This is a genomic window from Methylomonas sp. HYX-M1 (assembly GCF_040741385.1).
GTDB classification, from domain to species: Bacteria; Pseudomonadota; Gammaproteobacteria; order Methylococcales; family Methylomonadaceae; genus Methylomonas; species Methylomonas rhizoryzae.
The window spans coordinates 2,776,570-2,802,087 of sequence record NZ_CP160405.1 but is presented as its reverse complement, the minus strand read 5'-3'; the positions used below and the strand labels follow the sequence as shown (position 1 = coordinate 2,802,087).

The 25,518-nt window shown below is 55.8% G+C and carries 24 protein-coding genes; 9 read left to right on the top strand and 15 right to left on the bottom strand.

The features are described 5' to 3' along the window. Positions 1-66: 66 nt before the first annotated feature. The 4 genes from AB0A83_RS12670 to AB0A83_RS12655 all read right to left on the bottom strand — a co-directional run bounded on the left by AB0A83_RS12670 (position 67) and on the right by AB0A83_RS12655 (position 5,739). Complete coding sequence (locus AB0A83_RS12670) at positions 67-648, bottom strand: YfiR family protein (protein WP_367154343.1); 582 nt, start codon at positions 646-648, stop codon at positions 67-69. Next, positions 645-2,750, bottom strand: coding sequence for a TonB-dependent receptor plug domain-containing protein (locus tag AB0A83_RS12665; protein ID WP_367154342.1), 2,106 nt, complete (start codon positions 2,748-2,750; stop codon positions 645-647). The genes AB0A83_RS12670 and AB0A83_RS12665 overlap by 4 nt, the downstream gene beginning before the upstream one ends. Before the next feature lie 11 nt (positions 2,751-2,761). After that, positions 2,762-4,771: a TonB-dependent receptor plug domain-containing protein gene (locus AB0A83_RS12660; protein WP_367154341.1), complete on the bottom strand. Its 2,010-nt coding sequence runs from the start codon at positions 4,769-4,771 to the stop codon at positions 2,762-2,764. 203 nt (positions 4,772-4,974) lie between these two features. Beyond that, positions 4,975-5,739: an exodeoxyribonuclease III gene (locus tag AB0A83_RS12655; RefSeq protein WP_367154339.1), complete on the bottom strand. Its 765-nt coding sequence runs from the start codon at positions 5,737-5,739 to the stop codon at positions 4,975-4,977. A 225-nt stretch (positions 5,740-5,964) separates the two neighbouring features. Between AB0A83_RS12655 and dapA the strand changes: the two genes are divergently transcribed. The 4 genes from dapA to AB0A83_RS12635 all read left to right on the top strand — a co-directional run bounded on the left by dapA (position 5,965) and on the right by AB0A83_RS12635 (position 11,810). Beyond that, a complete protein-coding gene (dapA, locus tag AB0A83_RS12650; RefSeq protein WP_367154338.1) occupies positions 5,965-6,846 on the top strand; it encodes a 4-hydroxy-tetrahydrodipicolinate synthase in 882 nt (293 codons plus the stop codon). Then, complete coding sequence (gene bamC / locus AB0A83_RS12645; RefSeq protein WP_367154337.1) at positions 6,843-7,553, top strand: outer membrane protein assembly factor BamC; 711 nt, start codon at positions 6,843-6,845, stop codon at positions 7,551-7,553. The genes dapA and bamC overlap by 4 nt, the downstream gene beginning before the upstream one ends. 72 nt (positions 7,554-7,625) lie before the next feature. Beyond that, a complete protein-coding gene (gene purL / locus AB0A83_RS12640) occupies positions 7,626-11,564 on the top strand; it encodes a phosphoribosylformylglycinamidine synthase (RefSeq protein WP_367154336.1) in 3,939 nt (1,312 codons plus the stop codon). Positions 11,565-11,567: 3 nt separating this feature from the next. Beyond that, entirely contained in the window at positions 11,568-11,810 is a 243-nt protein-coding gene (locus AB0A83_RS12635; protein WP_150048926.1) for a hypothetical protein, read from the top strand. Positions 11,811-11,864: 54 nt separating this feature from the next. On the opposite strand, the gene AB0A83_RS12630 is transcribed toward AB0A83_RS12635, so the two are convergent. After that, the gene (locus AB0A83_RS12630; RefSeq protein WP_367154335.1) at positions 11,865-12,299 is read right to left on the bottom strand and encodes a protein YgfX; all 435 of its coding nucleotides are present in this window, start codon (positions 12,297-12,299) and stop codon (positions 11,865-11,867) included. Between the two features lie 92 nt (positions 12,300-12,391). Between AB0A83_RS12630 and AB0A83_RS12625 the strand changes: the two genes are divergently transcribed. From AB0A83_RS12625 to AB0A83_RS12610, 4 genes are all read left to right on the top strand, one after another. After that, positions 12,392-13,273 carry a folate-binding protein YgfZ gene (locus AB0A83_RS12625; RefSeq protein WP_150048922.1) on the top strand — a complete coding sequence of 294 codons (882 nt, stop codon included), beginning with the start codon at positions 12,392-12,394 and terminating at the stop codon, positions 13,271-13,273. Positions 13,274-13,290: 17 nt separating this feature from the next. Next, positions 13,291-14,133 (top strand): HDOD domain-containing protein, encoded by an 843-nt coding sequence (locus AB0A83_RS12620; protein ID WP_150048920.1) that lies wholly within the window; start codon positions 13,291-13,293, stop codon positions 14,131-14,133. After that, positions 14,134-15,126, top strand: coding sequence for a heme A synthase (locus AB0A83_RS12615; RefSeq protein WP_150048918.1), 993 nt, complete (start codon positions 14,134-14,136; stop codon positions 15,124-15,126). Positions 15,127-15,222: 96 nt separating this feature from the next. Then, positions 15,223-16,965 carry a DEAD/DEAH box helicase gene (locus AB0A83_RS12610; protein WP_150048916.1) on the top strand — a complete coding sequence of 581 codons (1,743 nt, stop codon included), beginning with the start codon at positions 15,223-15,225 and terminating at the stop codon, positions 16,963-16,965. A 178-nt stretch (positions 16,966-17,143) separates the two neighbouring features. Here AB0A83_RS12610 and AB0A83_RS12605 read toward each other — a convergent pair whose 3' ends face one another. Then, entirely contained in the window at positions 17,144-18,343 is a 1,200-nt protein-coding gene (locus AB0A83_RS12605; RefSeq protein ID WP_367154334.1) for a cation:proton antiporter, read from the bottom strand. 163 nt (positions 18,344-18,506) lie between these two features. Here AB0A83_RS12605 and AB0A83_RS12600 point away from each other — a divergent pair, with 163 nt between their 5' ends. Then, a complete protein-coding gene (locus tag AB0A83_RS12600) occupies positions 18,507-19,787 on the top strand; it encodes an NAD(P)/FAD-dependent oxidoreductase (RefSeq protein ID WP_150048912.1) in 1,281 nt (426 codons plus the stop codon). A gap of 60 nt (positions 19,788-19,847) precedes the next feature. On the opposite strand, the gene AB0A83_RS12595 is transcribed toward AB0A83_RS12600, so the two are convergent. From AB0A83_RS12595 to hybE, 9 genes are all read right to left on the bottom strand, one after another. Then, entirely contained in the window at positions 19,848-20,564 is a 717-nt protein-coding gene (locus AB0A83_RS12595; RefSeq protein WP_150048910.1) for a hypothetical protein, read from the bottom strand. A gap of 138 nt (positions 20,565-20,702) precedes the next feature. Further along, positions 20,703-21,851, bottom strand: a complete 1,149-nt coding sequence (hypD, locus tag AB0A83_RS12590; RefSeq protein ID WP_367154332.1) for a hydrogenase formation protein HypD — start codon at positions 21,849-21,851, stop codon at positions 20,703-20,705. Next, on the bottom strand, positions 21,848-22,075 hold the full coding sequence (locus tag AB0A83_RS12585) for a HypC/HybG/HupF family hydrogenase formation chaperone (protein WP_367154331.1): 228 nt from the start codon (positions 22,073-22,075) through the stop codon (positions 21,848-21,850). The genes hypD and AB0A83_RS12585 overlap by 4 nt, the downstream gene beginning before the upstream one ends. A 24-nt stretch (positions 22,076-22,099) precedes the next feature. Continuing rightward, a complete protein-coding gene (locus tag AB0A83_RS12580) occupies positions 22,100-22,411 on the bottom strand; it encodes a type II toxin-antitoxin system RelE/ParE family toxin (RefSeq protein ID WP_367154330.1) in 312 nt (103 codons plus the stop codon). After that, positions 22,408-22,611 carry an addiction module protein gene (locus AB0A83_RS12575; RefSeq protein WP_367154328.1) on the bottom strand — a complete coding sequence of 68 codons (204 nt, stop codon included), beginning with the start codon at positions 22,609-22,611 and terminating at the stop codon, positions 22,408-22,410. Before AB0A83_RS12575 ends, AB0A83_RS12580 begins: the two co-directional genes overlap by 4 nt. A 62-nt stretch (positions 22,612-22,673) precedes the next feature. Further along, positions 22,674-23,501: a hydrogenase nickel incorporation protein HypB gene (hypB, locus tag AB0A83_RS12570; protein ID WP_367154327.1), complete on the bottom strand. Its 828-nt coding sequence runs from the start codon at positions 23,499-23,501 to the stop codon at positions 22,674-22,676. Further along, entirely contained in the window at positions 23,501-23,842 is a 342-nt protein-coding gene (gene hypA, locus AB0A83_RS12565) for a hydrogenase maturation nickel metallochaperone HypA (protein WP_150048900.1), read from the bottom strand. Before hypA ends, hypB begins: the two co-directional genes overlap by 1 nt. A 56-nt stretch (positions 23,843-23,898) precedes the next feature. After that, complete coding sequence (locus AB0A83_RS12560; RefSeq protein WP_367154326.1) at positions 23,899-25,059, bottom strand: nickel-dependent hydrogenase large subunit; 1,161 nt, start codon at positions 25,057-25,059, stop codon at positions 23,899-23,901. Further along, positions 25,056-25,517, bottom strand: coding sequence for a [NiFe]-hydrogenase assembly chaperone HybE (gene hybE, locus AB0A83_RS12555; RefSeq protein ID WP_150048896.1), 462 nt, complete (start codon positions 25,515-25,517; stop codon positions 25,056-25,058). The genes AB0A83_RS12560 and hybE overlap by 4 nt, the downstream gene beginning before the upstream one ends. Position 25,518: the final 1 nt, after the last annotated feature.

Below are 25,518 nucleotides of genomic sequence, written 5' to 3'. Positions count from 1 at the left end.
CTAAATCATGCCGTCTGCCGTAGCATCGTGTTGTTATACCGGCGAAAATGCCATACGCCAAGCCGATCATTTCGTCGAATAAATATGTTTGGCGAGTTTCAAAAGCTGCGCGCTGATTTTGACGTTGGCCTGATTAGCGACATCCAGATTGATTTCGAAACCCAGGTGGTTATCGGTTTTGATTAAGCCTATCATGCCGCCGCGTGCGGCGAAATTATCGCCGTCGCCGACGGTGACCACCGGCAGGTTTTGCAGCGCGCTAAGATCTTGATTGTTACGGCCGTTATCGGCAACGAACAACACGTTACAGGTTTTCATTTGGCTTATGCTCACCTCCGTCAAAAGAGTCAGCGGCTTGTCGTTCGGCGTTTTGCCGTTAAGGGCTGAAACGGCGCCACCAAGCTCAGCGGCGTTGACAATACAAAGAGTGTAGCCTTCCTGGGTATTGGCGCTATTAGGCCATTGAATAAATTTGAAGAAATTATAGATAAAGGCGACCTTGACCGCCGATTCGCTACCGCTCTCGCAACTGACGTTGCTTGATAGTGCCAGCAGGATTAAGCCGACGGGCAGCCGGTATTTCAACAGCCGCCGGCCGGTCAATTGACAACAAGAGCAGGGCTTGAATAGCCCGAAGCGCTTACTCAAGGCTGCCACCTGATTGTGGCGTACACTTCCCGCTGCGTGCCGGTCGCCACCTGGGTGAAGTAGCTGGTGGTTTCAAAATGTACGCTGTCCAACAAGTTGCGGCCGATTAGGGAGATCTCCAGGTTGGGCGCTAATTGCCAAGCCAGCCGGGCATCGACTTCGTGGTAGCTTCGGTTGGCAACGGTCTCGGCGGACAACCAACTCGGTGCGGTAGCGTCCACGAAACGCCACATCAGATCCAGTTTGAGGTCCGGTCTCAATTCGTGCATGGACCATAGGCTGGCTTTGTTGGCGGGATAGTTGCCTACACTGGCTGCGATGGCGCTAGGCATGGTGGCGGAGATGCCGAATTGATCCTCGGCATGGCTGTAACCGGCACGCAATTTCCAGTCGTCCGCAATTTGCCAATCGGCATTGATTTCGCCGCCGTACACTTGGGCGAAGGCGTAATTGCCCACCTCGAAAGTTTGCGTGACGTAACCGGAAAACAGGGTGCTGGTATCTGGTTTTGCCGGATTGTAGGTATGAAAGTCGTCGTAATTGTAATAATACAAGTTGAAATCGGTGTGGAAATTGTGCGTCCATTGCGCGCGCCAGCCGCCTTCGAACGCCAGCATTTTTTCCGCCGACATGTCGGGATTGCCGCGGATTCTGACTAATACCGCCGGGTTGATCGGAGTAGCCGGACCGTTGCCGGCGGGAGGCAAAATCGTGCCGTTGAACAACACGTTTTGTTCAAGCCAGTTAGGCAACCGTACCGCTCGAGAAACGGCGCTCCATAGGGTATGCCGCTCGTCGGGCGTCCAGCTCAAGCGAATGTTGGGTTCGGTTTCGAATTGGGTGACCGGGTTGTGCTCGAATTTACTGCCTAGGGTCAAGGTCCATTTATTCGGTACCAGGGTAATTTCATCTTGTACGAACACGCTATAGATACGGTCGGTGCGCTCGCTGGGGTTTAGACTCAAATAGATCTCTTCATCGGTGTGACTGCTGTTGACCCGGTAACCGCTGCCCCACACCAGCATATGGGCCGCGTTCAAGCGCAGGTTGTGCTGAAAATCGATGTCTACCGTGTCGACCTGATTGTTAGCGTCTATCGAATTAATCCGGCGGCTGTGTTGATCCCAATAAAAGCGCAGCGCGGTCGTCGAATCGGCGCTTTGCTGGCTCTCCCAGCGCGCGAGTATGGAATGTCCGTGAAAGTTTTGCTCTGTGGGTAACTGAACGCTATAGGGCGGCGTTATTGCCGGTTTGTCAGGCCCGTTCATCGCCGGGAAGGTTTGGCTGGCACCACCGGATTCGCCGATGAAGGCGTTGCCTTGCAACATTAATTTGTGCCCACCTTGGACATCTTTGTCGAACCGAAAACCGAGTTTGCTCATCCCGGCCGAGTCGCCGGCGTTTTCGCGGCTGCCGCGGGCGCGGGAGTCGTCGAATGCGCCATGCCGGGCGAATACTTTAAGAAATCCGCCGTCACCCAAGTCGGTGCCGTAACGCAATCCGCCGCCGTAGCGTTCGCTGCCGTAATAGGCGGAGGCAAGCATGCCTTTGGCTTGTTGCGCCGACTGAGTGACGATATTGATGACCCCGTTGACCGCATTGGCGCCCCATAAACTGGTACCGGGCCCGCGTATCACCTCAATGCGTTCGATGTCTTCCATCAGCACGTCGATTTGATCCCACCAGGTTCCGGAAAACAGCGGCGTGTAGACGCTACGCCCGTCTACCAGCACCAGCAAGGGATCGCCGAATTGGCTGTTGATGCCGCGTACCGATACCGACCAGCCGCCGCCGTTGATTTTTGCGACGTGCAGCCCGGGCACCATGCGTAAGGCTTCCGGGATACTGGTGGCGCCGGTTCGCAGAATGTCTTCGTGGTTCAATACGAAAAGCGCGGCCGGTACCTTTTTGCTGTTGCTCGAGGTTTTGGTAATGGAGCTAATGTCGAGATCGAGCAACTGTTCGATCTCGAGATCGACTAGGCTTGCGGTGCCCGGCTCGATTGGATAATCGTTGGCGGCCAAGCCGGCTTTGCTGCCGATAGCGAACAATAGCCAAGCCAAGGTCGAAATACAGCGATGTACCGGACTAGTCATATCCATACGAGTTGTCGTCAAAATGTCAGTTGCAGCTTGAAACGGAATTCACGCCCGTTGCCGGGCAGTATAGCCGAGCGTATGTCGGCCGGCCCGGTGCCCCCGAGCATCGGATAGTGGCTGTCGAATGCGTTATACAGGCTAAAGCCAAGGTCTACGCCGCGCCAAAGCGTGTCGCTGGTCAAACTGATATTCAACTGGTAATAGCCGTCTGCCACAGTGCCTTGGGGCGTGGTCCGGGGGCCTATGTAAACATTTTCGATGCCGATTTTGGCCCGATCGGCGAACAGCGGTTCGGCGTAGTGCAATTTGAACAAATCGTTGGCCGTGCCGGCGTTGTGTACTTCGCCGTCGCCGTGGCCGGAGGCATCGAATTCGTTATGGGTGTAGGAAATTTTGAACAAGCGGCCGTTATCCCAGCGTTTTTCGGCTTCGAGTTCGATACCGTAGATATCGTGGGCATCCGCGTTGACGAAGGGGCCGGTTGAACCGTAACCCGCTATGCTTTCCTGTTCGAGTAAGCGGGAAATGTGGTTGTAAAACAAGTCGGCGGTTAGTTTTAAACCCATGGCGGTGCGCCATTCCGCCACGGCTTGGTAGCTCTTGATCCGCTCTTCGGTATTATTGGGATTCGCCGCGGTCGGATACAGTTGGTATTGGCGTTCCCAGACGTTGGGCGCGCGAAAGGTGGAACTGTACAGCAGTTTGTAGGTGGCGGAATCCGTGGGATTCCAGATCAAGCCTAAGCGTGGGTTGAGCTGCAGATTGTTCAGCATGTGATGGTAATCCAGCCGCAGGCCGCCGCTGAATATCAGTTGGTCGGTCAGCCGGTAATCGTCTTGGGCGAACAATTCAAGCCGATGCCCGCTGTTGTGGGAGTCCAGGTAAGACAAATAAGGTTGGATATCGTAATCGAACATGTGCTGGCGCTGGTCGAACTGGTATTCCAGGCCCAGCAGCCAGCGGTGGTCTTCGAGCGCCGTGGTGGTCAACTGCAGTTCGCCGCCCCACCAGCGACCGCTGGCGGCATCGCGGTTGATGACAACGCTGTTGTCCACGTCGTAAGCTTCGTCGGAGGAATAGTCGTAGCCTTGGTAAAATCCGCGGGCCTGGATTCGGGTGTCTTCGCTTAGATTGGCAAGATATTTCAGGTTACCGAAGAATTGCCTGTCTATCGTGGAAAATGTCGGATCGTTGAAAATGCCTTCGTAAGCTGCAGTCGGTACCTGTTTGACCCGTCTGACCATGCCGGCGCTGGCGGTAAAACCCTGATGCTCCAGACGGGCAAACAGGCGTTCGGATTTTTCGCCGTCCAGTTTGTGGGCGATGCCGTTATTGGTGGCCGGCGAGTCATATTCCGGGAAATACAAATTCTTTATGCCCGCGCTGTCGAAGCGCGATGCGGAAATCAATACGTCGGTGCCGTTTTGCAGTTGCGTGCCGTAACTGACCCGGCCCTGGTAAGTGTCGAAGCTGGCGGCTTGGCCGTTGATCTGTAAACCGTTGATGGCGGCGCCTTTTTTTGTCACCACGTTGATCATGCCCAAAAATGCGTTGGCACCGTAAATGGTCGAACCGGCACCGGGAACGAATTCGATGCGATCCACCAAATCGACGTCCAACAAAAATTCTTGACCGATGTAGCCGCCGTCGTAGATGTTTTCGTTCATCCGTTGGCCGTCGATCATGATCAACACCCGGGAGTTGTAATCGTTGGGATGCAGAAAACCCCGGCTGCCGAGATAGCTGTAGCTACGGTCGTTGTTGACGTAAAGTCCGCGGATGCCGTTCAGCGCTTCGGCCAGTGTGCGCCAACCGAAGGTTCGAATGTCCTCGGCACCGATGATGGAAACCGAGGCCGGGGTTTCTGTGGATTTTTGCCCTAAGCGCGCGGCGCTGACGATCTCCACTTCCATCAGTTCTTCTATGGACAGCGCGGTCAAATCCTCGGCGGCGGCTCCGGCCATCACTGCCAAGCCCAGTGTCAGCAAAGAGAGTGGTGGAACGATTCCCCTTGAGTGTCTCATTGTGAGTCGTCGGGCATGGCAGAGGCGATAAAATGCGAATCAATCGAAATTTTTAAAGGATTTGCCGATAGTCTAGCCGGGATGAATTCGCTTTTGGCCGGCCTTATTTTGATTGACGTCACATAAATTCGACGGTAGTTGGGGTAGGAGCTAGCCTTGAGGCAAGGCTACGGACTTGTTGTCCGAAGGCCATGAGCACCGGTTTACAAAGTCAGTTCGATTCCCACCGGACAATGATCGGAACCCTGAATCTCGGGCAGGATGAAGGCTGCCGAAATACGGTTCAGCAATGCGGCATCGATCAAGACGTAATCGATTCTCCAGCCGATGTTTTTTTCCCGGGCATTGGCTCGGTAGCTCCACCAGCTGTAGGCGACGGTATCCGGATGAAAATGCCGAAAGCTGTCCACCATGCCGGCCGCCAGCAGCGTGCTGAAGCCGTCGATTTCGACTTGGGTGTAGCCGGCGGATTTGTTGTAGTTGGCTTTGGGCCGGGCGATATCGATTTCCCTATGCGCCACGTTAAAATCGCCGCAGGCGATTACGGGCTTTTGCAATCGCAACTGTTGTATATAAGTCAGCAAGGCGGCGTCCCAGGTTTGCCGATAAGCCAAGCGTACCAATTGATCGCCGCTATTGGGCACGTACACGTTCAACAAATAAAACCGGTCGAATTCGGCGACGATCACCCGGCCTTCTTGATCGTGCTCGTCTACGCCGATGTCGTGCACTATGCGCAGGGGTGCGGTGCGGCTGAGAATCGCGACTCCGGAATAGCCTTTACGGTCGGCCGAGTTGCTGTAGACATGGTAGTGGTCGATGTCGGCCAGGGCGGTGACTACCTGTTCGTCCTGGGCTTTGGTTTCCTGCAGTAGCAAGCAGTCGGCGTTTAACTGCGCTAGGGTATCGGCAAAACCTTTGTCTTTAACGGCGCGGATGCCGTTGACGTTCCAAGAGACGATTTTCATGGTTGATTCCAAGCGGGCTAATTTGAACGATTCGGGATGCGATTGGGCAAGGGCGAGAGTATAACGGCTACAGCGGCTGTGTCGGTTTAAATCTTGGCGCCATTCGACCATCCGTATGGCGCGTTAACCGCGTTTTACCTTTGTACTCGGCGAATATCGTTCTGAGTTTGCCCTTAGCTTGTTATAATGCCGGCTGTTTTTGACGACGTTTTACGAGAGATTTGCATGATTCAAGGTAGTATCGTTGCTTTGGTAACCCCGATGACGGAAGACGGCGCGGTAGACGACGCTAGCTTGAAGAAATTGGTGGAGTTCCATATCGAGCAAGGTACGGATGCTTTGGTTGCCGTCGGTACCACCGGAGAATCCGCAACCTTGGACGACGACGAGCATTGTCACGTCATTCAAACCATTATCCAATGCGCGAACGGCCGCATTCCGGTGATCGCCGGTACCGGCGCCAACTGTACCCGCGAAGCGATAGCGCTGACGCGTAAAGCCCAACAACTCGGCGCCGATGCCTGTTTGTTGGTGACGCCTTATTACAACAAGCCTACCCAGCAAGGCTTGTATCTGCATTACAAAGCCATTGCCGAAGCGGTGAATATCCCGCAAATTCTCTATAACGTGCCCGGCAGGACAGGATGCGATTTATTGCCGGAAACGGTGGGGCGTTTGGCGGCGGTCGACCATATCGTCGGCGTCAAAGAAGCGACCGGTAAACTGGAACGGTTGACGCAAATTCGCGCGCTGACCGGCGACGACTTTGCCATCTATTCCGGCGACGATGCCACCAGCATGGAGTTTTGCCTGATGGGTGGCAACGGCAGTATTACGGTAACCGGCAACGTGGCGCCAAAATTGTTGCACGACATGATAGCCGCGGCAATCCGCGGCGAGCGGGCAAGCGCGCAAGCGTTGGATGCGCGCTTAAGTGGCTTGCATCGCGAGTTGTTCATTCAATCCAACCCGATTCCGGTCAAATGGGCGGTCGCGGAAATGGGGTTAATGGGCAAAGGTATACGCTTGCCTTTAACTTGGCTGAGCGAGGAATGCGTCGAGTCGGTCAAAGCGGCCATGCGGCAAGCCGGCGTTTTAGCGGCATGAGAACCTGGGTGCGGCGGGGCGGTTTAGCCGGGGTTTTGCTGGCGGGTTTAAGCGCTTGTAGTACCATCAAAAGTTGGTTTCCCGACAAGGAGCGGGATTACCAATTCACCTATGAAATTCCCGAGCTGACGGTACCGGACGACTTGAAAAATCGCGGCTTGAAAAGTCCGACGCCGTCCGCCCGAGTCGCGCCTGCCGAGGTGGCGGAACCGGTGCGGCAAGCCGAGTCCGCCGAACAGCCGGAAAAAACCGCGCAAGCGGCTGCCGCACCGGCCGAAAAACCGGTTACGGCTTCGGCTTCCGGTGCCGGCAGTAGCCTGCAGATCGATCAGCCGCACGCGCAAGCGGTACGCATGGTGGCGCGGGCATTGAGCCGGCAAAAGCTGGAAATCGTCGAGCGTAACGTTGAAAAAGGGTATTTTTATATCAAATTCGATCCCAATGCGGTTAAAGCGCAAGATGCCAGTATTTGGGACGAATTCACTTTTTTATTCGGCGACGACCCCAGCCAAGAGCAGGAGTTCAGGATCAATACGCAGGAGGTCGGTCCGCAATTGACCGAAGTGACGGTGCAAGACAGTGCCGGGCACAGCCTTTCCGACGCGACCGCGAACAGTCTGCTGCAACTGATTACCGACGCGATTAACGATACGGTCAAAGAAGACGCGTCGCAAAATCCTCAAACTCCGGCTGCGCCGGAAAACTAACGTTTTCACCATCGGTTATCCGTTCAGGATTCAACCGGCTTACTCTTTTGCCATTTGTACCATCAGATCCCCATGTTGACGATCCCAGGCTCATCCGCACTTTCTTCGTTTCGAATCGAAAAACTGCTAGACCGTTTGCGAGCCATCGATAGCCGCGTCAAGGCGATTGGCGCCGAATTCGTGCATTTCGTGCAAACCGGCGAAGCCTTGCAGCCGGAGGCTTACCGGATTTTGTCCGGCTTGCTGGACTATGACGCGCACGCCGGCCAAGCGGAATTTGCCGTAGCCGAGGGCGAATGTGTGCACCGCATTTGGGTGGTGCCGCGCTTGGGAACGATTTCCCCATGGTCCAGCAAGGCTTCCGAAATCGCCCAGCGTTGCGGGTTGGCAGAAGTAAGCCGTATCGAACGCGGTATTCACTATCGGTTACTGGCAAGCGCACAATTGCAGCCGGGCGATTTGCAGGCCTTAGCGACGTTGTTGCACGACAGAATGACGCAACAAGCGGTTTCGGATCCGGCCGAATTGGTGTTGTTTGTCGAACACCAACCCAAACCATTGCAATCCGTAACGCTGATGGAAAACGGCCGTACGGCTTTGGAACAGGCAAATCTGCAACTCGGCTTAGCCTTGTCGCCGGATGAAATCGATTATTTGACCGAGGCCTTTACCCGGCTGGGCCGCAACCCGACCGATGTCGAGTTGATGATGTTCGCCCAGGCCAACTCCGAGCATTGCCGCCACAAAATCTTCAACGCCAGTTGGAGCATAGACGGCGAAGAGCAGGCCAAATCGCTGTTCGCGATGATCCGCAACACCCACAGCCTGCATCCCGACGGCGTGCTGTCGGCCTACAAGGACAACGCCTCGGTACTGCAAGGTCCGACCGCACAGGTGTTCATCCGCGACGCCGATAGCCATCGCTACGGTTACGTCGAGGAAGCCGCGCATATCTTGATGAAGGTGGAAACCCACAATCATCCGACCGCGATTTCGCCGCACCCCGGCGCGGCGACCGGCTCCGGCGGCGAGATTCGCGACGAAGGCGCCACCGGTCGCGGTTCCGCGACCAAGGCCGGCCTGACCGGTTTCAGCGTGTCGCATCTGAGAGTTCCCGGTTTCGAACAACCCTGGGAGGTCGACAACGGCAAGCCGGAACGTATCGCCTCGGCGTTGGACATCATGCTGGAAGGGCCGATCGGCGGCGCGGCCTTCAACAACGAATTCGGCCGGCCCAATCTGGCCGGCTATTTCCGCAGCTTCGAACAACCAGCGGAAAACGGCGAGGCCAACCAGTACCGCGGCTACCACAAGCCGATCATGATCGCCGGCGGCATGGGCAACATCCGGCCAATGCTGGTGGAAAAACAGACCATACCGGCCGGGGCGTTGATTGTGATTTTGGGCGGGCCGGCCATGCTGATCGGTCTGGGCGGCGGCGCAGCCTCGTCGCAAACTTCCGGCGCCAGCGCGGCGGAGCTCGATTTCGCTTCGGTGCAAAGGGAAAATCCGGAAATGCAGCGCCGCTGTCAGGAAGTGATCAACCACTGCAACTCGCTAGGCGAAAACTCGCCGATCGTGTCGATCCACGACATCGGCGCCGGCGGCTTGTCCAACGCGGTGCCGGAAATCATTCACGACGCCGGCAAAGGCGGCCGCTTCGAACTGCGCAAGGTGCAGAACGCCGACAAAGGTATGTCGCCGATGCAAATCTGGTGCAACGAAGCCCAGGAGCGCTACGTGGTGGCGATCAAGCCTGAATCCCTGGCACTGTTTCAAAGCTTTTGCGAGCGCGAGCACTGCCTGTACGCGGTGATTGGCCACGCCACCGATGAAGAGCATTTGACCCTGAGCGACGAATGGTTCGGCCACTCGGCGCCCATCGATTTACCGATGTCGGTCTTGTTCGGCAAGCCGCCGAAAATGCACCGCGATGTGCAACGGCTGCACAAAGCCTTGCCGGATTTGGCTTTAGATCAAGTCGAGCTGGCCGAAGCGATTAAACGGGTATTGGCGTTTCCCGCCGTTGCCGACAAAAGCTTCTTGATCCATATCGGCGACCGTTCCGTCACCGGCTTGGTGGCGCGCGACCAGATGGTCGGCCCTTGGCAAGTGCCGGTGGCCGACGTCGCGGTCACCGCGTCCGGCTTTTACGCCTACACCGGCGAAGCGATGGCGATGGGCGAGCGTACGCCGCTGGCGTTGATCGACGCGCCGGCCTCGGGGCGGATGGCTATCGGCGAGGCTTTGACCAATTTGGCCGCCGCCCGCATCGGCAAGTTGAACGACGTCAAGCTGTCCGCCAACTGGATGGCGGCCTGCGGCAGCCCCGGCGAAGACGCGGCCTTGTTCGATACCGTCAAAGCGGTTGGTATGGAACTCTGCCCGGAATTGGGCATCGCGATACCGGTCGGCAAGGACTCTTTGTCGATGAAAACCGTTTGGCGGGACAAACAAACCGATAAAACCATGACGGCGCCGCTGTCGTTGATCATCACCGCCTTCGCGCCGGTGCAAGACGTGCGCAACACGCTGACGCCGGAATTGCGCGATGAGGACAGCGTCTTGTTGCTGATCGACTTGGGACTAGGCAAAAACCGCCTCGGCGGTTCGGTACTGGCTCAGGTTTATAACCAACTCGGCAGCCAGGCGCCCGACCTGGACGATGCCGGCCTGTTCAAACGTTTCTTCGACACTGTCCAAGCCCTGAACCGGCAAGGTCTGATTCTGGCTTACCACGACCGCGCCGACGGCGGCTTGCTGGCAACGGTTGCGGAAATGCTGTTCGCCGGCCGCCAGGGCGTCGATCTGGATTTGTCCGATTTGCCCGGCGATACGCTTTCGGCGCTGTTCAACGAGGAATTGGGCGCGGTGTTGCAGATCAAAAGCAGCGACTTGAATCGAGTCGCCCGGCTGTTGGATCAGGTCGGCCTGGACGACCACAGCTTCGTGGTGGGCCGCGTCGTCGATGGCCGGCAGTTGCGCATCTTCAAAGCCGGCCAGCAGCTTTATAGTGCCTCGCGCACCGAGTTGCAGCAAACCTGGTCGGAGGTCAGTTACCAGATGCAGGCCTTGCGCGACAATCCCGATTGCGCCAAACAGCAGTTCGAACGCATCGCCGACGATAACGATCCCGGTCTGTCGGCGGTGTTGACTTACGACATCAACGACGACATCTGTGTCAAATTTGCCGTTAGCGGACGACCCGCCGCGATGTCGGAAGTGCAACCCGTTGCCGGGAACAATGACGGCCGACCGAAAGTGGCGATTCTGCGCGAGCAGGGCGTTAACGGCCACGTCGAAATGGCGGCGGCCTTCGACCGCGCCGGCTTCGATGCCATCGACGTACACATGACCGACATTATCGGCGGCCGGGTCAGCCTGGGCGAATTCAAGGGTTTGGTGGCCTGCGGCGGTTTTTCCTACGGCGACGTGCTCGGTGCCGGCGGCGGTTGGGCCAAGTCGATATTGTTCAATGCCAAGGCGCGGGACGAGTTCGCCGCCTTTTTCGCCCGCCCGGATACCTTCGGTCTGGGCGTGTGCAACGGCTGCCAGATGATGTCCGGCTTGAAGGAGATCATCCCAGGCGCGGAACACTGGCCGGCCTTCAAACGCAACCTGTCCGAGCAGTTCGAGGCGCGGGTGGCGATGGTGAAAATACAGGCCTCGCCGTCTATTTTCTTTACCGGTATGGAGGGCTCGCTGCTGCCGGTGGTCGTCGCCCATGGCGAGGGCCGGGCGGAATTCGGCTCGGCCATTCCGGCGCAGGCGCAGGTGGCGGTCAGTTATGTAGACAATTACGGCCAGGAAACCGAAGTTTTCCCCGCCAATCCCAACGGTTCGCCAAACGGCATTACCGGCTTGACCACCGTCGATGGTCGTTTCACGATTATGATGCCGCATCCGGAACGCTGTTTCAGGACGGTGCAAAACTCCTGGCATCCGGCGCAATGGCAGGAAGACGGCGCCTGGCTGCGGATGTTCCGTAATGCCAGAGTTTGGGTCGGATAGTGTATGTCGGCCCATCCCGCGGAGATTCTGGCGCTGCTTGAGCGCGGCGATTGGGATGCTGCCCACAGGGCGGTGCAAGTCCGTTCGGATACTGTAAGCTGCTTGATCCACGCTTATCTGCATCGGCTGGAGGGCGATTTGTCCAATGCGCACTATTGGTATACCCGGGCCGGAGAGTCGTTTCCGGCAAATAATTTGGTGCAGGAATTGGCGCGTTTGCAGGCTTTGGCTGAGAGAGAAAGCTAGCCGAAGCGCGGGTAGTGGTACTGCTCGCGCCGTCGTACGAGAGCTTGTTCAGGTTTAGCGCTTGTCCGCCTGTCTACCGATACTGAATTTCAAGCAGGCGATCAGGCGGCGGAAACTTCCGGCCGGTAGGGCGTCGGATAATACAGGCAGATATTTTTTACGGCCGTGGCAGCGAATGTGCAGAAATATCGCGAAAGGAGTCAGCGTGGTGCCGGGCAACAATATGGCCGGCTCAAACGCTTGGCCGGGCTCGGCGTATTGCCAAGCGCCGGCGCGGTAACGCAGTTGGAAACCGCTTGCTCGCTGCCGTTTTACCGAGCGCCACCACGAGCAGAGGAGTGCGATCGTCAATCCGCCGCGCCAAATGCCGGACAGATCGTTCAGCCAACACGCCGGTAATGCGCACGAATGCAATAAGTGAATGAAACATTGCAAGCGCGGCGAATCGGTTACGACGAATTCTTGTAAGGAATTGAGATATTTCGGCATATTCCGATCGGTGTTGTTGTCATCTGACGGTAAAATGAACCGGCTGTCCAACTAAGATTGGCAGTGAGAATCCCGTTTTTTATTACTAGCTCATGAATCCAGCAAACTCAAACTCCGCTACTTATTATCCGTTACGGCATTTTGCGGTCATCGAAATTACAGGTGCGGATGCCGAATCATTCTTACAAGGCCAATTGACTTGTAACGTCAAGGAAATCGACTCAAGCTGCGCCGGTATTGCCGGCTATTGCAATCCGCAAGGGCGGGTAATCAGCACCGTGTTGCTGGTCAAATCGCCTGACGGTTTTTTAGCGATACTGCCGCGTAGCCTAGCTGAAAAGGTGTCCAAGCGCTTGCAGATGTACGTGTTGCGCTCCAGGGTCAATCTTGCCGTTGACGGCGGCTGGCGTTTATTCGGCTGTTGCCCGGAGCAGGCGGCGGAGTCGCGCGCACCGGCCGATAGGCTTTTCCCTTGCCACTTGGAAAACGCCAATCTGTGGGTCTGTTTGCCGGGCGGGCCGCTGCGTTATTTAATACTGACCAAGGCCGTACAGCCTATAAGCGCCGACGGGGACGACGCGCAGTGGGGCTATTGGGACGTGTTGGCCGGGGTCCCCTGGTTCGGGCTCGAACAATCCGAACAATTCATTCCGCAAATGTTGAATCTGGACCGATTAGGTGGAGTCAGTTTTACCAAGGGTTGTTATACCGGCCAGGAAATCGTGGCCCGCACCCATTATTTAGGCAAGAGTAAGCGCGCTTTATGGGTAGGGCGGGTAGCGGCGTCATTGCCTGTTGGTGATTACAAGGTTTTGGCAAGCGACGGCCAAACTAAGCAGGGAGACGTGCTGGCGGTACAATCCTATCAAGCCGAGACAGCGCTCCTGATGGTTTTACAGTCGCTTGATGAGATCGGGAAACAACTTATACTTAGCGATCAAAATCACACGCCGGTCACGGTCGTTTCCGGGTAAGCGCTGGATAGCTAACTATGCAATTTAAATCCGTTCAAGAGTTTTTGCACCACGTCCGAACCGAGTTGGAAGCTAATCGTCTGGTGCTGCCTACCTTGCCCGACGTGGCAATTAAAGTACGCGATGCGGTTTCCAAGGGAGAGGCATCGGCTCAGCAGCTTTCGGAAATCATCGTGACCGATCCGGCTTTGTCGGCAAGGCTGATCCAAGTGGTTAATAGTCCCCTGTACCGAGGCGCTAACGAAATCAGCAACATCCAAATGGCGGTGACCAGACTGGGCAACAGTACCATTCGCACCTTGGTAACCAGCTTGGTCATGCAGCAGATGTTCAAACCCACCAGTCCTTTGTTGGAGGGCTATTTCCGCTCCATCTGGGAACAAGGGGTGAACGTGTCGGCCATTTGTCGGGCTTTAGCGACTTTCGTGCCGCATTTGAACTCGGACGAGGCCATGTTGGCCGGCTTGCTGCACCAAATCGGCAAGCTGCCGATTTTGACCTTGGTGGAAAAAATTCCGGAGTTTAAGGACAGCCCGTCGCGTTTGGAAAAACTGTTGGAAAAGGCTCATCCGCACGTGGGAAAAATCATCATGGATACCTGGAATTTTCCGGAAGAGTTAAAACTGGTAGCCTCTGCCTATGTCGAATTTCAGCGCGACCATGACGGTCCCGCCGATTATGTCGATCTGGTGCAAGTGGCCTTCCTGCAAAGCATCGCCGGCACCGATCATCCGGCCTGCCGGGTCGATTGGCGTTCGGTAGCGGCCTTTGCCAAGGTGGGTCTGCAAGCGGACGCCGAGATTCTGGAAATCGAAGGTGTATCCGAAGAAATCGAATTAGCTCAATCCATGTTGCGATAAATGACAGCCGTAATAGAACCTAAAGCCGCGTCCCGGTTTCGCCGTTTAGGCACGTTGACCATCTGTGCCGTGTATTTCGTGATCTTGGTCGGCGGCATTGTGCGTGCTTCCGGTGCCGGCATGGGCTGCCCGGATTGGCCGACGTGCTTCGGCCAATGGATACCGCCGACCGACGAAGCCCAACTGCCGACCAATTATCACGAAATTTACGCGGCGCGAGGCTACCAAAGCACCTTGTTCAATCCGGTCAAAACCTGGACCGAGTACACCAACCGTTTGATCGGGGCGACAACCGGCCTCTTGGTGTTTTTGACCGCGTGGGCTTCGCGCATCTATCTAAGGACCGACAAAGCCACTTTTTATTTGTCTTTGAGCGCGTTTTTTCTGGTCGGATTCCAAGGCTGGTTAGGTTCGGCAGTCGTCGCCAGCAATTTGAAACCGTTGATGATTACCTTGCACATGTTGTTGGCGCTATTCATCGTCGCCCTGCTGATTTACGCCATTAGCCGATCGCAGAAAGAGCTGCTTAGTGCATTGAATACCGTCTGGGTCAGTGCGCGGTTTCGGTTGGTCCTTAACGTTGCGATGGCCATGACCTTGCTGCAAGTGGCCATGGGTACGCAGGTACGGGAAGCGGTGGATTTTATTTCCCACCAGCACGCTTACATCGAGCGCGAATATTGGCGCGACAGTTTTCCGCTGATTTTTTACGTGCATCGTTCGTTTTCGTCGCTGATTTTGTTTACCAACCTGTGGCTGGCTTGGCAGGTTTATCGACACACCCAGGTACAAGATTTGTTGCGCCGGGTTGCTTACGGTTTGGTCGGTTTGATCCTAACCGCGATCTTGGCCGGCGTGAGCCTGGACCGCTTGGGCTTTCCGGCCGTCGCCCAGCCCTTGCATTTGTTGATGGCCAACCTGATATTCGGTTGCCAGTTTTTTCTGTTTATTTGCTTGCACTATTCGGCCGATAAGTGGCGTGCTTTTACCTAAATATCAACGCGTTAGTTAATTTCGGCCGGATTTAAGGTACAATAGTTGCTGTGCCCGCAATTTCGCGGGCATGTTTTTTTCTACAGGTATTATTTGATGTCAGACACCCCTGCGCCTTCCTTTCAAGATTTAAATCTCTCCGAACCCGTACTTAAAGCATTGCAAAACGTAGGCTACGAATCGCCTTCGCCGATTCAGGCCCGCATTATCCCGTTCGTGATGTCCGGACGAGACGTGCTAGGACAGGCGCAGACCGGAACCGGCAAAACCGCGGCGTTTGCATTGCCGATTTTGACCCGCATCGACGTCAAGCAAAAAGAACCGCAAGCCTTGGTGTTGGCGCCGACCCGGGAATTGGCCATTCAAGTGGCCGAGGCCTTTCAAAGTTATGCCGCTCATATCAAAGGTTTTCACGTATTGCCGATCTACGGCGGTCAGGATTACACCACCCAGTTGCGTCAGCTGAATCGCGGCGCGCACGTGGTCGTGGGGACGCCGGGCCGGGTGATGGATCACATGCGCCGCGGCACCTTGAAGCTGGATAACTTGAAAACCCTGGTATTGGACGAAGCCGACGAAATGCTGCGTATGGGATTCATCGACGATGTCGAATGGATTCTGGAACAAACGCCATCCGATCGACAAACGGCCTTGTTCTCCGCCACCATGCCGGCGGAGATTCGTAAAATCGCGCAGCAATACTTGAACGATCCCGAACAGGTGACGATTAAAGTCAAAACGACTACCGCAGAAAACATTCGTCAGCGTTATTGTTTCGTCAGCGGCCCGCACAAGATGGATGCCTTGACCCGGATTTTGGAGGCGGAAAATTTCGACGGCATGATTATTTTCGTCAGAACCAAAACTGCGACCGTCGAAGTGGCCGAAAAATTGGAAGCGCGCGGTTTTTCCGCCTCGGCGATTAACGGCGACATGTCGCAAGCCTTGCGGGAACGGGCGATAGAGCATTTGAAAAACGGCAAGCTGGATATTTTGATTGCTACCGACGTGGCTGCACGCGGTTTGGACGTGGATAGGATTACTCACGTGGTCAATTACGATATTCCGTACGACACCGAGTCGTACGTGCACCGCATCGGCCGCACCGGGCGGGCGGGGCGTACCGGTGACGCGATTTTGTTCGTATCGCCGCGGGAAAAACGCTTGTTGGCCAATATCGAACAGGCGACGCGGCAGAAAGTGGAAGAAATGCCGTTGCCGTCTACCGAGTTCATCAACAATGCCAGGGTCAAGCGGTTTAAACAACGGATTACCGATACCCTGGCGGCCGAAGAGTTGAGCTTTTACAGTCAGCTGATCAACCAATACCAGGTCGAACATAACGTACCGGCAACCGATATTGCGGCGGCGTTGGCCAAATTGCTGCAGGGCGATACCCCGCTGCTGCTGAAAGACACCGTCAAGAAAGCGGCTAAGGATTACGCCCGCGACGAAGCGAAAGACCAGGGCGGTAAAAACGAGCGCAGCCGAAAGCGCGAGCGGAATACCAATCGGGCGGGAGGGGTGGAAATGGAAGTGTTTCGCATCGAAGTCGGTCACCGCGACGGGGTGAAACCCGGCAACATCGTCGGTGCGATTGCTAACGAGATAGGCATAGACGGCGATCATATCGCCCGTATCAAAATCGAGGATCAATACAGCACGGTAGAGCTACCGGCCGGCATGCCTAAAGATTTGTTTCAAGCGCTGAAGAAGGTGAGGGTGGTCGGTAAGGCGTTGAATATTTCCCGGTTGGACGAAGCTTCGGTTAAAAAGGACAAAAGCAAAAAGCGCGTGGGTTCCTCATCCAAACGCGGCAAGTCGGCGGGAAGCGAGTAGTCGGTTCCGTGTAAGAAGCGGGTTAGGTAAACTGCCGGTTTATACCACAGCCCAAAGGCGGCGCCAGTTCATCGGATTCGGCTGGCGCGGCTAAATGGGTTTGATCGGTAATCACGAGGCCGTCCCCGGCCAATAAAAATCCCATAGACTAAAGACGGCATAACCGTTAAGTCCCGGGTTATTCCGGGGTATTCTTACGGCCTTGCAGGCGGGCCAGCTTGGGCGCGACTGCCGGTACGGTCAACATGGTGCTAAGTAGAGCCATCACTAGTAAGGTGGTAAAGGTTTGGCCGGTGATGATTTGTTTGTCCAACAGCACGTTGGCGAAAATAATCATGATCAAAGCCTTGGTTTGCAATAGCCAGCCGATGATGGACGCTTCGCCCGGTTGCCAGTTCAACAGTTTTCCGGCCAGTCTAAGGCCCAGTAATTTGCCGCTGACGGACGCAATCAGCAGGACGCCGGCGGCGATAAGCACTTCGAGCCCGCCGGACGACCAGTGAGTTTTTAGCCCGGTACTGAGAAAGAACACCGGCATTACCGTCAGCAACAAATTTTGGCGTAATTGGTCCATCCGGCCATGTTCGAACCAGGCGCTGTCCAGAATGGCGCCGGCCAAAAAGGCGCCAACCATAAAATGCAAGCCCGCCCAATCCGCGCCCAGGCCGAAAAAAGCCAGACTGATGATGCCGAGATACCAGCGGTCGCGTTCCGGCAGCCAAGCCATCAAGCGGCGCACGCCATAAGCGAAGAGAGGAAATAGCACTAGAAAAGTCAGTTGCTTGCCGATTCGGGTCCAGTCCAGCAGGATGATCGACAATATGGCCCAGATTGCAATATCGTCTAAACTGGCGTACCGCAGGATGCGCTGGCCGAGGGGGTGGCGCAAGATCCGCAGTTTATCCAGCAGCAAAATCAATATCGGCAATGCGGTGACGGCACAGGACATACCTATGCCTAAAATAAACTGCCAATTCATGGCGCGTTCGCCTATCCAGCCCGGATAAAACTGGATGAGCATGGCTGCCGCGCATCCGAATAGCAGAGGAACTCCTAGGGCCAAGCCCGCAGTCACCGAGCTCTCCAAGCGGTATTCCCAGGCTTTGCCCAAATCCAGTTCGATGCCGGCCACCCAAACAAACAGCATCACCGCCCACCAGGCGATCCCGTTCAAGGCTTGCAGCACCGAAGGATTGAAAACAAAGCTGTAGTATTCCGGATAAACCGCGCCGAGCACCCCCGGCCCCAACAAGATGCCGGTACCGATTTGCACCACCACCAAAGGGGCGAAGTAGTCGGTTCTGGCGATGCGCCAAATCAGGTAAGGCAGGGTATAAATGCTGGAGATTGCAATCAGGAAAATTTCGCTGGTGGACATGACGGATAGTGATCGGCATTGTGAAACCGAGCATTATGACAAACATGGATTGGCCGCAGCTATGGCCGCGGTTTATTCGCTCGCACAAGCCGACTGCTGGCGTGTTATTTTGTAGAGGCGTTTGTGTTACCGATGGCGGTATCACCAATCAGGGAGAAATCCGATGACATCAGGCGAATATTTCAACGCCGTAGTGATAGGCGGCGGTCCGGCCGGCAGTAGTGCGGCAATTTTGCTGGCTCAGGCCGGTTTACGGGTGGTGCTGTTCGAACGCGAGCGCTTTCCACGCTTTCAAATCGGTGAATCGATGCTGCCGGCCGCTTGGGAAATTTGGCGCCGGTTGGGAGTTACCGAAAAAATAGAAGCCGAAGGCTTTACGGTTAAGCAGGGTATTCACTTCGGCATGTTCAATCAAAAGCCTGAGGTGCTGTTGTTAACTGCCGAGTATCCGGACTATTTCGAACGGCCTTATACCTACCATGTCGAACGCGCTCGTTACGACCAAATACTTTTGGAACACGCCGCATCGTGCGGTGTCGAGGTGCGGCGCGAATGGTCGGTAACGCAAGTGCTGTTCGACGGCGACGCGGCGATAGGCGTGACCGCCGGGCCGATAGGGGGCGAAGCACGGCCGATCCATGCGCCGGTCGTGATTGACGCGTCGGGGCGGGAATCCTTGATCGCGCGCAGGTTCGGCTGGCGGCGGCCGTTGCCGGAGTTAAACAAGATCAGCCATTTCGCCCATTTCAACGGCGGTTTTCGCCGCAATCCGCACGATTTCGTCAGCTTCGGCGCAGTCATGGAAGGTTCGGTAACGACCGATATTCATAGCATAGACGGCGGCTGGCTTTGGTATATTCCGCTACGCAACAACGTGGTCAGCGTCGGTGCGGTGTTGGATGCGAGATATGCCAAACGCTTGGGGGAAACTGCGCAACAACGTCTTCGCGCGGCGATAGACGGCTGCGATTGCATACGTCTATGGCTGGAGCACGCCGAGCAGGCGATGGACGTCAAGACGATTTCGGCTATCGGTTATACCACTGAACGCTTTCACGGCGATGGTTTCGTATTGGTCGGCGACGCGTCGATGTTCGTCGACCCGGTATTTTCCGCCGGCGTTACGTTGGCGATGCGTAGCGGAGTATACGCTGCGGAAACCATCTTGGAGGGGGTAGCGGCGGGCGGCGATTTCGGCGCCGCCCGCTTGCAGCGTTACGAACAGCGCATTCGCGAGCCGATGGAACGCATCTTTAAAATGATTTACAACTGGTACCGAATTTTGGAACAGCAGGATGCCAATAACATTATTGTGCGCTCGCGGAACAGTCCGATGTTGCGCGAGCGGTTCATCGTGCTGTTATCGGGCGGTTACGACAAAGTCAGTATGGAACAAATTTTGGAGGCCGCGCAGGAGCCGGAATCGACGTATTTGATGTCGTGACCGGTCATAGGGGAGCCTAGCCGGCAGCTGATTGCCGCGGCTTTATCAAGCCTTCACAGCCTAAGATCCCCCGGGTTTTTTACTGAAGCTGATCATGCAGCCAAGCCCGATCATAAGCAAACCTAGGCCGGCAGGCACAGGCACGGGTTTAACGCTCAAGCGGGCAATTTCGACGTTGGCACTGTTATCACCCGTCAGATTGCCGAAATAAATTTGATAAGGCACAAACGCACCGGGGGCTATGCTTTGTGTCGCGATCAATTGCCCATCCACTGTAAATTGTAACCACCCGGCATCGGTCACGCGGAATCGATAGTCGTGAAATTGACTATTGTCGTAAACGACGCTGTTGACCGTTCCCGATTGCGACACGTAAAACCAATCCAGATAGGCGTCGTATAAAAATAGCGAGAGCACCGAGCCCAGTGGTTGCGAGCTTAGCTGAAATTGGAAGCCCGTCCTGTCGGATTGCGGGTCGAAATCGACTACTCTGGCGCGGATGTCGATTTCGAAGCCGTGCGAATAGGCTTGATCGAAGGTCCAACGGTAAAAATAGCGGGCGCCTTCGTTTACCGAGCTTGTTTGAGTTAACGTATCGTTTTGTGTCTGAAAAACTTCCGTTTCCGGTTGCAGGTATTGACCTTGCTCACCCCAGGTTCCGAAGTATTCCCAGCCTTGGGCGCTCGGTAAACTGTCGAAGGCCAACGAAACCGGGGACGCATGTGCGACGGATCCCAGCGACAAACACAACCATATTATTGAACGATCGAGTTTCATAAATTTCTCCGGATACGGTTAAACTGCTGCGGCTTGACGGTTTTTCCTGGTACGCAGGCTGATCGTCGGCGCCGGGTTGGCGGCCGATTGTGACCGCTTATATTCGGAAGACCTGCAGCACGGTCAAGTCATCAATCATCAGTTGCTTAGCGCTAATCCGTTTGGCGATTTACCTGCTGAGTGATTTCTGACCCGGCCATAGCTCCAATAGGCCGCGCAAGCGCCTTCCGACGACACCATGCACGAGCCCATCGGGTTTTCCGGGGTGCAGACGGTTCCCAATAATTTGCAATCCTGCGGCTTTTTGGCGCCGCGCAAAATGGCCGGGCATTCGCAGCCTTTGACGTCGCTGGCTTTAATCGCCGGCATCGCGAAACGGCGTTCGGCGTCGAATTCGGCGTACTGCGGTTTGATGCGTAACGCGCTGTCGGGAATCAGTCCCAGGCCGCGCCACTCGAACTGCGGGCGCAATTCCAATACTTCAGCGACCAGCGCCTGGGCTTTGCTGTTGCCGTCGCGGGTGACGGCGCGGCTGTATTCGTTTTCGACCTGATGCCGGCCAGCATTGAGTTGGCGGATCAGCATCAGTGCCGATTGCATCACGTCCAGCGGTTCGAAGCCGGCGATGACGATGGGTTTGGCGTACTGCTCGGCGAAGGTTTCGTAGGGCCGGCTACCGATTACGCTACTGACGTGGGACGGGCCGAGAAAGCCGTCGATCTGCACCGGTTCCGGAGCGTTCAAGATGGCTTGCATCGCTGCCGGGGTCAGTACGTGGTTGCAGAATACGCTGAAATTTTTCAATCCTTCGGCCTGCGCTTGCTTGACGGCAACGGCGGTGGGCGGGGTGGTAGTCTCGAAACCGATGGCGAAAAACACCACTTGGCGGTCGGGGTTGTCGCGGGCGATATTCAGCGCATCTTGAGTCGAGTAAACCATGCGGATGTCGCCGCCGGCCGCCTTGGCTTTGATCAGGCTTTGCCGCTCGCTGGCCGGAACCCGCATCAGATCGGCGTAGGTGCATAAAATCACCTCGTGCTCGCGCACCAGTTGGATGGCGTTGTCGATGCGTCCGGTCGGCAGCACGCACACCGGGCAACCGGGGCCATGGATGAATTCGACGTTGGCCGGCATCAGATCCTGCACGCCGTAACGGAAAATGGCATGGGTATGGCCGCCGCAAAACTCCATCAGCCGATAATGGCGGTCAGGATCGACGCTGTGCGCAATCGCGCCGGCCAGTTGTTGGGCAACGTCGCGCTGGCGGAATTCGTCGATGTATTTCATGACGAGGTCAAGCCGGCTTCGGCGAACAATGCTAGGGTTTTCAGGGCTTCGTCTTCGTCGATTTTGTTCAGGGCGTAACCGACATGGACCAATACATAATCACCTACTTTGATGTCTTCCACCAATGCCAGCGACACCTCGACCTTAACGCCGTCCACCGATGCGGTGGCCATGTCGCCGGCGGGTGCTATTTCAACAATTTGGGCAGGTAGGGCTAGGCACATCAGCAAAATCTCGTGATAACAACGTCAAGACGTTGGACTATTTAACCGGCTTGCGATCCGGATCGGATTACGCCGTAAATCGAGCACCGCAACGACGATAATCGCCGAATCGGTAACGTCGTAATAAATCGCATAAGGAAAGCGTTTGGCCAGCATGCGGAATAAACCGAATTGCTTTTCATGTATGCCGGCGTATAAGTGCAGGGATTCAATATCGGCAATCAGGCTGTCGAAAAAGTATCCACCGACTCCAGGTTGGCTGGCGTCGTAAAACCGTTTGCCCGTTTGTAAATCGGCGGCCACTTCTTCTAAAAACAGCAATTCTTTAGCGATCATCGATTGCTGTCTTTCAACTCCTGCAGCGTCAGCAATTTGGCTTGATGCGAGGCGAGGCGCTCCATTCTGCCGTTGAGCACCTCTTGGTGCCATTGCGGCGAGGCGATCGGCTCCGGCTCTCGGCAAAGACTGTCCCAGATTTCCTCCATCAACAACATGCGTTCGCTGACGGGGAGCGATTTGATTTCGGCTATGGTCATGGCGATACTCCTACTCTGCTCAAAGCCACTATACCCTATCTTTCGAGTTTGAAATGCAGGCGTCAGGCATAGCCAATCCCCTGCAACGCCAACTCCGCCCGCAGCCATTGCAGCCAGTTATCCATGCCTTCGCCGGTTTTGGCAGAAAGCTGCAACACGCGGATTTTCGGGTTGACCTGTTTGGCGTAGCGGATGCATTGTGCCACGTCGAAATCCAGATGCGGCAGCAGGTCGGTTTTATTCAAAATCATCAAATCGGCGGCATGAAACATGTCCGGATATTTGATCGGCTTGTCCTCGCCTTCGGTGACCGACAGAATCACCACCTTGTGGGCTTCGCCCAAATCGAAGGCGGACGGACAAACCAGATTGCCGACGTTTTCGATGAACAGCAGGCTTTTTTCCGGCAGATTCAGACTTTCCAGGGCATGACCGACCCGGTGTGCGTCCAGGTGGCAGCCTTTGCCGGTGTTGATCTGCACGGCCGGCACGCCGGTAGCGCGGATGCGGTCGGCGTCGCGGGCTGTTTGCTGGTCGCCTTCGATTACCGCCATCGCTATCTGGTCTTTCAAACGCAGCACGGTTTCAGTCAGCAAAGTGGTTTTGCCGGAACCGGGGCTGGATACCAAATTCAAAGCCAGCATGGCTCGCTCGGCGAAATAGTCGCGGTTTTGGCCGGCGTAGCGATTGTTTTCCGCCAGGATGTCACGCTCGATTTGCACCATGCGCGTCGGCGTCAAACCCGGCGCATGAGCGTGTTCCGGGCCGTGACTATGGTCGTGATGGTGATGTTCGCCATGGCCATGCGCATGCGCGTGGCCGTGTTGATGATCGTGATCGTGTTCATGCGAGTGGTTCAGGCCCTCGCCGCAGCCGCAGACGCCGCACATTACTCTACCTCCAATTCTTTAATTCGCATTTGATCGCCGCCGCTCACTTGAATCTGATGGCTGCCACATAGCGGGCATTCGTCGTATAACTGCCGGACCGGCACGTTGCGCCCGCACGGCATACACCAGGCTTCACCCGGTATTTCGATAATTTCCAGTTTGGCCGCGTCGGCCAGAGAGCCTTTTACCACTAGATCGAAGCTGAACTTTAACGCTTCGATTTCCACCCCGGCCAAAGCGCCAATTTCCAGCCAGACTGTTTTTACCTTGGCATAGTTTTGTAGCGGCGCCTGCTGCTCCAGGGTTTGTAAAATACTTTCGCAGAGCGACATTTCGTGCATGGTGGTTATCGCGTCAGGTTGGTTAGAACAGTTAAATAGCGGCTATTGGGCGCATGCTAGATTTCCTCCAAAGTTAACCGATACGGCACGCAGGGATCTATCGCTTGTATCCACCATTGCGCTTGCCGGCGTAGCTCCTCATTGTCCTTCGCTCGTAAGTTGGCTAAACCGCGCGCCGCGACACCTTGCGGATGAAAATTCCACTCGGTCGGCGCCACGATGCGGTAATCGTACACCCGCTCATCGCGCAGTTCCAGCGCGTGAATTAATACGCCGCGAGCCGCCTGTACCTGCGCCAAGCCGGCGTCGCCGTCACCCACGCTATCGGTCAAAAGCACATTGGATTCAGTTGTGCGTAAGTGAGCACAAAACAGACTGACCTCTTGCAGCAAAGCGACGAAGCGGGCGAGCAGACCGTTGCCGTAGTTAACACGCAATGCCGCCAGCAACGGTGACTGCTGCAAACTGTAAGGTGTATTCTCGAAGCACACTCCTTGCCAAGTCGGCGTAAGGCAAAACGCTTCGGCATCGTCCGCGCGCAGTCGCTGTAGCAGTTCATAACTGTCCAAATTCGGTAGTGCTGCTATCGGGTTGCAGCCGGCGGCTTGCCAGCCCCAGGGATACAAGCGCTGTACGATTCGACCTGCCCAACTGTTGTTGCCCGCCAACCAAGACCGCATATCCTCTTCATACTGCAACGCCGCGAACTCGGTCATGCAGCCGGAGAATACTGCGGCATCGATTAAATGAACCAATTCGTCCGCAACCAGTGCTGCGGCACTGAAGTTTAACGACGACTTTGCATCCAAGCTAAACGCCGCTGCTTCAACGAATAAGGCCGATTTAAAACGGCGGCTGCAGTTCAGCACACCGGCCAGCGCGGATTTGTCGGCCGCTTCATCGAGCATAACAGGCCAGTCGAGCAAGATACGCCAGACGTGTTCGCGCAAGGTTTCGGCATATAGCAGCTGTACGTGTGCTAAATCGGTTTCCTCGTCGTACGCTTGGTCCAATGCAGCTAAACACGCCATTAAAGCCGCGTAGCTATGCGCATCGGCACATAGCGAAAACAGCATGGGTACCAGCGCCAATACTTCGTTCGGCGTTTTGCCGATTAGCACCCGCGCTGCCAGCGGACGGGTCGAGCTAATCTTCGTGGACTGCGCTGTTCCGCCGCGATGGCGTAACAGAATCTCTAATTCGCCGCCGGGACTCATTTAGCAGGGCCGAACTGTCCGCGCAGTAAATCTCTACGGCTCATTGGTTGTTGCGGCACACTCAACAGGCCTTGCAACGCCGCTTCGCCAGCGGCGACTGCCGCCTTTTGATCTTCGAATTGGAACATCGGCGAAAACAGCGAGCATAGTCCGTAACGGCCTAAATCTTTTTCTTCGGCAACGGTAAACGTAAAAGAGCCGTACGGAAAAGCGCACTCGAACTTGCAACCTGGGGCTTGAGCAACCCAATCGCTATGCGCTCCTGGCAGTAACAGCAGGTTCATGAACCAGGGTGTCAGCAATATACCAACCCAGTCGCCGTTAAACGGGTAAAACGGCAACGCCTGCACCGACAATTTTGGATTGAGCAACGGCACGTCCTGCATCCGCTCGGTCAATATGGCGTTAAAGCGCGCTTCCAACGCGTGTTGGATTTGTGAGCTGTCCTGCCATTCCACG